The 8,516-nt window shown below is 65.4% G+C and carries 7 protein-coding genes; all 7 read left to right on the forward strand.

The genetic code is table 11. The features are described from left to right. On the forward strand, positions 1 to 894 hold an 894-nt coding region (locus ACFCU0_RS08430; RefSeq protein ID WP_434973222.1), incomplete at its 5' end, for a peptidylprolyl isomerase. Between the two features lie 111 nt (positions 895 to 1,005). After that, complete coding sequence (locus ACFCU0_RS08435; RefSeq protein WP_434973223.1) at positions 1,006 to 2,163, forward strand: alanine racemase; 1,158 nt, start codon at positions 1,006 to 1,008, stop codon at positions 2,161 to 2,163. A 289-nt stretch (positions 2,164 to 2,452) separates the two neighbouring features. Further along, entirely contained in the window at positions 2,453 to 2,836 is a 384-nt protein-coding gene (locus ACFCU0_RS08440; RefSeq protein WP_434973224.1) for a hypothetical protein, read from the forward strand. Positions 2,837 to 2,995: 159 nt separating this feature from the next. Further along, on the forward strand, positions 2,996 to 4,651 hold the full coding sequence (locus ACFCU0_RS08445; RefSeq protein ID WP_434973225.1) for a CCA tRNA nucleotidyltransferase: 1,656 nt from the start codon (positions 2,996 to 2,998) through the stop codon (positions 4,649 to 4,651). Between the two features lie 302 nt (positions 4,652 to 4,953). Beyond that, a complete protein-coding gene (locus tag ACFCU0_RS08450; protein ID WP_434973226.1) occupies positions 4,954 to 5,640 on the forward strand; it encodes a TetR/AcrR family transcriptional regulator in 687 nt (228 codons plus the stop codon). Between the two features lie 77 nt (positions 5,641 to 5,717). After that, positions 5,718 to 7,259 (forward strand): efflux transporter outer membrane subunit, encoded by a 1,542-nt coding sequence (locus ACFCU0_RS08455; protein ID WP_434973227.1) that lies wholly within the window; start codon positions 5,718 to 5,720, stop codon positions 7,257 to 7,259. 33 nt (positions 7,260 to 7,292) lie between these two features. Continuing rightward, positions 7,293 to 8,516: efflux RND transporter periplasmic adaptor subunit (locus ACFCU0_RS08460; protein ID WP_434973228.1), on the forward strand; the 1,224-nt coding region annotated here is incomplete at its 3' end.

Below are 8,516 nucleotides of genomic sequence, written 5' to 3' on the forward strand. Positions count from 1 at the left end.
GCTGCAGCCGCCCTCAGCGCGATCGCCGACCGATGGGAACGGCGACATGCAGGCGCCGACCGGCTCAGCCCCGCCCGCGTGTCGCGCTATTTCGAACCCCTCGCGGCGGGCGTCTTTCGTGGGGACGTCGCTACAATCAACGCCGCAGCACCCGCCCTTGCGGATTCCGCCTTTACAACGCAGGGCGCAACCGGCATCCTCACGACCACGCTGCAGCAACTCTCCACCCCCGACGATCTCGAAGGCATGACGGCGATTCTCCGGGCGCTCGGCGAGGTCCCCGGCTCGGACGCCGTCACCGCCGCGCTCCGGGAGCAGCTTCAGCACGAGCACCCGGTCATCCGCGCGACGGCCGCCGCCTCCCTGGAAAACCACACCGGAACGGAGGTACCGGTCGATGACAGCACCGTCGACACCCGACCGATCGACTGGTCGGGCGCCGAAGCCCTCGGCCGGCACCCCCGCCTCACCCTGCAAACCAACCGCGGCCGGGTGGTCATCGAGATGGACGTCGAACAGGCGCCGCAAACGGTGACGACGCTCACCAGCCTAGCCCGCGAAGGGGCATACGAAGGCGTCCCGTTTCATCGCGTCGTCCCCAACTTCGTCGTGCAGGGCGGCGACGTCGACCGCTACGACGGGTGGGGCGGACCCGGATTCACGATCCGGTCCGAGTTCACCCGTATCCCCTACCAGCGTGGAACCGCCGGCATCGCGAGTGCGGGGAAAGACACCGAGGGCAGCCAGTTCTTCATTACCCACAGCATGCAGCCCCACCTGGACGGACGGTACACCGCGTTCGGACGCGTCGTCGAGGGCATGGACGTCGTGGACCAACTTCTTCCCGACGACAGCATCCTCTCGACGCAGATCGCGGAGGATGACGAGCAGTGAACTATCGCCGCGAACAGCCTTAGTACGTCCGGTGGACAGGCCGATGCCTTCGACCTGTTGCCGCCTCCCCGCAAGCGCGCCACTGCACCCTTCCTCTTCTTCCGCCCCCGAATGCTGATCGACGACCTACATACACCCGCCGTTCTCGTGGATCGTGGTCGGCTTGATCGAAACATCAAGCGGATGCAATCGCGGGCTGCAGAACAGAATGTCGCCCTTCGGCCCCACATCAAAACCCACAAATCGGTCGATATCGCAACGCGTCAGGTTGAGCAGGGCGCGGACGGACTGACCGTCGCCACGATCCCAGAAGCCGAGGCGTTTGTCGCCGCCGGCTTCAACGATATTCGCCTCGCCTACACCGTCATCGGCGCCGATAAGTACGAGCGACTTCTCGGGCTGATGGACGACGCACGGATCTCCTTCTGCGTCGACACGCAAGCCGGAATCGCACAGGCGTCCGATTTCTTCGCCGGTGCAGGGCGGGACGTCGAGGTCTTGATCGAGGTCGACGTCGGCCACGGCCGATGCGGCGTACCGTTCGGCAAGCCGGACGCGGCGGTTGCCCTCGCCCGGCAGGTCGCAAATGCTCCCGGAGTTGACCTCTGCGGCGTTCTAACGCACGCCGGACAGGGGTACCACGGCCCGAAGACAGGCGAAACGCGGGACGACGCCCTTCGACGGACGGCCCTCGAGGAGCGTGAACGAATCCTGGACGTGGCTGCAGCCCTGTACGACGACGGGACACCCGACCGGGAACGAGACCGCTTCGAGATCAGCGTCGGGTCGACGCCCACCATGACCCATTTTCAGAATGCCGAGCGGGACGGCCTCACCGTTACGGAGGTTCGACCCGGGAACTACGTGTTCTACGACGCCATCCAGGTCGGCCTCGGGGCCTGCGAGCTCGACGACTGCGCGCTTACCGTGCTGGGACGGATCGTCAGCAAGCGGCGTGACGACTCCGGTACGGAACGCGCGTATATTGATGCCGGAAAGAAAGTTGTAACAACCGATACCGGTGCCTGCACGGACGGCTACGGCATCGCTCTTTACAACGCAACCTACATGCGCGAGCATCCCCACGTCGACATCACGGGCCTGAGCGAGGAGCACGGCTGGCTGGAAATTCCAGGGGCCGCAACGTTCGAGGTCGGGGACCGCGTTCGGTTTGTGCCGAATCACGCCTGCGTCACCGTCGCCACACAGGACGAGCTTCTGGTCGTGGTCGATGACGAAGTGACTGAGCGCTGGCCCGTCGCACCCTGAGCCGATCCCCGGTGCAACGACGCGGCAGCCCGCTGACGCACGCGGACCCCACACGGCTGCATCATCGCAAGATATGCAGCGCATCGGTCGTATGACTACACCGAAACCCACCGGAGTTTTCGCGAAAAAGCGCCCCGCCGAAACGCCACAACAGGCGAGCGGGTCGTAACGTACCGTTGGACGAACCCACCTGAATCTCTCCGATCGAGTACGGACATGCGCCCGCCGTCCCATGCCTGCCCAGCCTCACTATCCGGATGCGTCAGAGTCTTCCGAGCTTGTTTCACCCATGATCTCCTACCGACAGTCGAGGACCGCGCCTCACATCGTCGTCGAGGCAGAAGGGACTATTTCCGGGACGGACGTTCGGCGTGAACTCGCACCGCTCCGAGACGTGCTCAAATCGATCGAGCCGGGGTTTGTGGTCATGGCCCTGTACCCCGACCTCGTGATGCTGCAGTCCGACGCGATCGGAGCGCTATTCTACTACATCGCACGCGTCTTCGACGCAGAGCCCGGCCTTTTCCTCATGGTCGACGGGGGCCGCTCGCCCCACCCGGGCCTTCGCGCGTTCGTGGAGCAACTGGGCGTCGAAGGGCAGGTGCGGTTTGCTGAAACCATCGAGGACGCCCGGAGGATCATCAACAATCGCGAGGCCGGTCGGTCGTCGTAGCCGTCGACCGCGCGCGTCAAAATCGGGACGAAGATCGGCGCATCCAGGGCGGCCAACCACCACGTCATCGAACTGACGTGTTCGCCGCGTCGTTATACATGGTCGGGATCGCTTGAGCGCCCCCCCTCGCCGTCTGTCCGACTGTCGCATTTCGTGCCTGTGCCGTCTCTCACCGCCGAGTCCATCGCAAGCGCCCTCGATGACCGCCCGTACGCTGATATTCTGCGTCGGATCGGGGTGGTGGCAGAGCGCAAATCGATTGAAGCCTACGCCGTCGGCGGGCTCGTGCGCGATGTCCTCCTGGACCGACCTACAACGGACCTCGACTTCGTGACGGTCGGACCGGAAACCGGTATCGACCTCGCCCGGGCCGTGGCGGAGGACCTCGGCGGATACACCGCGCACGTCTACCCAAATTTCGGCACCGCCGCCATCCGAATCCCGGCCGAGCAGTGGGGGCCGGACGACGAAGACGAACCGCTTGTCCTCGAGTTCGTGGCCGCACGAAAGGAGAGCTACCGGTCCGACTCACGGAAGCCGATCGTGGAGGACGGCACGCTGGACGACGACCAGCACCGCCGCGACTTCACGATCAATGCCATGGCCGTCCACCTCACGCCGGACCGCTTCGGGGAAATCCTGGATCCGTTCGACGGCCGGTCCGACCTGCAGCGGCAAACTATCGACACACCGCTCGACCCGGAGGAAACGTTCGAGGACGACCCGCTCCGAATGATCCGGGCCGCCCGGTTCGCCACGCAGCTTGAGTTTCGCGTGTCCGACCGTGTCTTCGAAGCGATGAAAATCAAGGCGGACCGGGTCGACATCCTGAGCCAGGAACGCATTACGACCGAGCTACAAAAAATCGTTGCCGCCAATCAGCCCTCGATCGGGTTCAAGATTCTGGAAGCGACCGGCATTCTGAAACACATTTTCCCCGAACTACAGGAGCTGAAAGGGGTCGATGAGGTCAATGGCCGCCGGCACAAGGACAATTTTTACCACACGCTGAAGGTGCTCGACAACGTCGCCGAGCGAACGGCCGACCGGGACGGGGAGGACACGCTCTGGCTCCGCTGGGTCGCGATCCTGCACGACATCGCCAAGCCGGAAACCAAACGGTTCGACCCGCAGAACGGTTGGACCTTTCACGGACACGAAGAACGAAGCGCACGGAAGGTGCCGCGCATCTTCCGGACCCTGCGTCTACCGACGGATGAACGCATGCGCTACGTGGAGAAGCTCGTTCGCCTGCACCACCGACCGATCGCGCTGGTCGACGACGACGTAACCGACTCCGCCGTCCGCCGCCTTCTGTTCGAAGCGGGGGATGACATTGACGACCTGATGACCTTCGTCCGAAGCGACGTCACGAGTGGCAATCCCCGACGACGACGACGCTATCTCCGCGCGTTTGACGACGTCGAGGAGAAAATGCAGGAGGTCGAGGAAAAAGACCGGCTGCGCAACTTCGAACCACCCGTCGACGGCTACGAGATCATGGAGACGCTCGGCATCGACGAGGGCGTTGCCGTGGGCATAGCGAAAGAATGGATCCGGGAAGCGATCCTCGACGGCGAGATCCCGAACCAGCACGACCCGGCCTTCCAGTTCCTGATGGATATTAAAGATGAGGCGCTGCGACGGGGAGACCTCTTCGAAACAATGCTCCAGCGCATGAGCGGCCCCGAACGCCGTGCGACCGGCGCCGTGAAGGACGCCGTATTCAATGACGATCTCCCCGAGACCGACGACGCCGCCATCGCGTACCTCGACGGTATCATCGAACGTGAGTTGACCGCGGGCGACGACTGACCGACCCCCGTGTCCCGGTGAACAACCGGTGACGCCTCCCCCACTTCCTCACGCCCGCGCAGACAGCCCGGGTCGCTATGTCTACACGCGGCTCATGGATCGATCCCTGCCGCGCTATGTCGCTCTGGACGTCGACGACCGGCTCGCCCCACCAAACTGTGACGACATCGTATCCCCAGGCCATATATGAGCCGTAGCGCGTCGTCTGTTACCACATCTCAACAATACGGTTTAACCATCTGGTTGAAATCGTCAGACTCCGCGCGTTCCTTGAAGGCCTACGATCCGAAGAGTCAACGTTCATGTCCGACGCGAGCGACAACATAGCACCTGACAACGCCGAGGGCGACGCCAAACCGTCTCCGTCCTTCGATGTCAGCGAATACTCCGAAACGGAGCAGCAAATCTTCGATGCGGCGCTGGCGGAATTTGCGAGGAAGGGCAAAGATGGTGCTCGGATGCAGTCCATCGCCGATGCCGCCGGCATCAACAAGGCGATGCTGCACTACTACTTCCGCGGGAAAGACCAGCTGTACGCGGACGTCTTTCGCCATACCATGCAGCGCTTTATGGACTCCTTCGGCGCCTCCCTCACGGAGGCACCGACGTTTGCGAAAACGCTCCGGGCATTCATCGAAGGCTACGTCTCCTTCGTTCGAGACAATGAGCTATGCGTGCGGCTGATCGTCTCGGAGAATCTTGCCGGCGGGACGCTCGTCGCCGAGAACGTGCGCCGGATGAAGACCACGGAGGGCGCACCGCCCCGGGTTATGGTCGACCGAATCCGGGCCGCGGTGGAGGACGGGGACATTCGCCCGGTCGATCCCGACCACACCATCCTGTCCATCGTGTCGACCTGCATCTTTTTCTTCGCCATGCGGCCGACCGTGGAGGTACTGCATGAGGACGCCGGGAACTGGGACGCGTTCGTGACCAGCCGTACCGAACACATTTTCGAGCTCATCTACCGTGGCCTGGCGCCACGTTGATCCGGTGCCGTGGACACCGTGTCGTGGACCCGGCCGAACGCGTCCTCTCTTCACCCTGCCGACCTTTCCATCCAGGCATGAACGCTTTCCGAACCATTCTCTCTGCGCTACTCGGCGCCGCCCTCCTCGCAGGCTGCTCGATGACGCCCTCGATGGAGACGCCCGAGGCCGAGGCGAACCTGCCGGAGCGTTACAAAGCCGAGAGCGACTCCCCCCTTCTCCCCGCGTCGGCGGCGGACACCTCCGTCGCCGTCCCGACGGACTGGTGGACGCGCCTCGGGGACCCGGTGCTCGAAACGCTGGTCGACTCCGCCCTCGTCGGCAACCTCGACCTGCGCTCCGCCCGGGCTCGCCTGGATGAGCTTCAGGCCCGCTTCCGGATCGCCCGGGCCCCGCTCTTCCCGAGCGCCACCGCGACCGGGACGGTCAACCAGCAGACGCAGCCGCTGAACACGGGACTCGGGGCGGTCTTCGGCCAGCAGGGCGGCGGTCAACAGGGAGGAGGCCAGACGGGCGGTGGCGGCTCCCAGACCGGCGGCCCACCCGACCGCGTCAGCTTCACCACATACAGTGCCAGCCTCGGTCTCAGCTACGAGGTCGACTTCTGGGGGCGCATCCGGAGCCAACGCAAGGCGGCTCTGAGCCAGTTCTTCGCCACGGCGGCCGATCTTCAGAACACCCGGATTGCCGTCATCAGCCAGACGATCTCCGCCTACACGCAGTACGCGTCGCTTCTCCGTCGAGAGGCGCTCACCACCGACGCCATTGCGCTGCTTGAGGATCGCCTCGCCGTCACCGAGGACCGCTACGAGCGCGGCATCACGTCCTCCTTCGAGCTGTACGCGGTCCGCCAGCAACTGGAGCAGGCGCGCGCCAATCAGCCGCCCCTCCGGGCCGAGCGGTACGACGCCCAGACCCGGCTGGCCGTGCTGACCGGCCGCGCTGCCGGGGAGGAGCAGGCCCTGCTCGCCGCCCCATCGCGCGATCGCCTCACGCTTGAACCCGTCCCCGCCGGTCTCCCGTCCGACCTGATCGCCCGGCGGCCGGACGTAATGGCAGCCTCCGCCCGCCTCGAAGCCGCTCGGCAGCAGATCGGCGTCGCCCGTGCGGAGATGCTTCCCCGCCTTTCCCTGACGGCCGAGGGCGGGCTGCAGAGCGCGAGTCTCGACAATCTCCTCGACATCGACCAGCGCTTCAGTTCCCTCATCGCCAACCTGTCGGCGCCGCTCTTCCAGGGCGGGGCACTGTGGGCTCGGGTGGATGTCACCAAGGCACAGTACCGCCAGCAACTGGCCGTTTACGAGAAAACGCTTCTGACGGCGTTCCAGGAGGTCAAATCCGCCCTCGTCGCCGACCGGCAGCAACAGCTAGCCTACGAACGGGTCCAGAACCAGCTGGATGCCGCCCGCGCGTCGTTCGAGACGCAGCAGAGTCGCTATCAGCGCGGCATCGGCGACTACCTCGCGCTCCTGGATGCCGAGCAGAACCTGCTGACCGTACAGCAGCGTGCCGCCACCGCGCGCCAGCAGCGAATCGCTGCCCGGTTGACGCTCTACCGTGCCCTTGGCGGCCCGTGGACGCAGCAGGACCCGCTCGACGAGCCAGGCCTCTTCCAGTAGATTCGACTTTCGCAGATCCGACCCAGCGCTCCCATGAAATCCTACCTGATCGGCGCCGGCGTTATCGGAGCCGGGATTCTCCTCGCCGTGTTGCTGGGCGTGTTCGCGCCCGCACCCGAAAAGTCCTCGCCGCCCCCGTCCGCACCGCTGGTGCGTACCGCTCCCGTGGATGTGCGAACCGGCAGCCTGTACGTCCACGGCACCGGCACCGTCCGCCCGACCGAGGAGATCACCCTCACCGCGGAGGTGGCCGGTCGTATCGTGTCGACGAACCGGGCGCTCGTCAGCGGCGGCCGCTTCGAGGCCGGCGACGTCCTCGCGCAGATCGATCCGTCAGATTATCGAAACGCCGTCCGGCAGGCCGAGGCACAGGTGACGCAGGCCGAGTTTGCCGTGCTGCAGGCAGAGGAAGAAATGGCCGTCGCCCGTGAGGAGTACGAGCGCATCCGCGACCGGACGGGGAGCGCACCGGAGCCCGATAGCACGGACCTCGGTCGTCTCGTCTTCCGGGAACCCCAGCTCCGCCAGGCCAAGGCGAATCTGGAAAGTGCTCGCGCCTCCCTCGACAACGCCGAGACGCGGCTTCGGCGCACGCGCATCTCCGTCCCGTTCAACGGCATCGTCCGGACGCGTCAGGCCACGCGCGGCTCATACGTGGGGCCGGGAACGCCAATCGCCACCGTCTACGCGACCGATGCGGTGGAAGTCGTCGTCTCGCTTCCGTCCAGCAAGGCGCAGTTGATCGATGAGCTCTGGGGCGCAAACCAGCGCCTGTCCCCCGACGCCCTCCCGGCCACGGTGCGGACGTCCTTCGGTAGCAGCACGTTTTCCTGGGACGGATACGTCGACCGCGTCGAAGGCGCGATCGATCAGCAGACGCGCACCGTCGACGTCGTCGTCCGGGTCCAGAACCCGTACGAAACGCTTCCCACTGTCGCGCCCCGGCGAAGCGAACAACCCGTCGGCGGCGCCCGCCCGCCCCTGGCGGTTGGCGCATTCGTCAACGTCGACATTCAGGCCCGCCGCGACGCGCGCTACGTGGTCATTCCCCGGAGCGCGCTACGCACCCGCGAGACCGGGGTGCCCCCGACCGTGTGGACCGTCGCCGGCGACACGCTTCTCGTCGAACGCCGCGTGCAACCCATCCAAACCGTCGAAAACACCACCTACCTCGCCGCCGACCCCGCCCTATCCCCCGACACCCGCGTCATCACCAGCGACCTCCGCGTGTACGCCGACAGCATGAAGGTGAGGGTT

It is taken from the genome of Longibacter sp. (genome assembly GCF_051155795.1).
Classification (GTDB): Bacteria; Bacteroidota; Rhodothermia; order Rhodothermales; family Salinibacteraceae; genus Longibacter.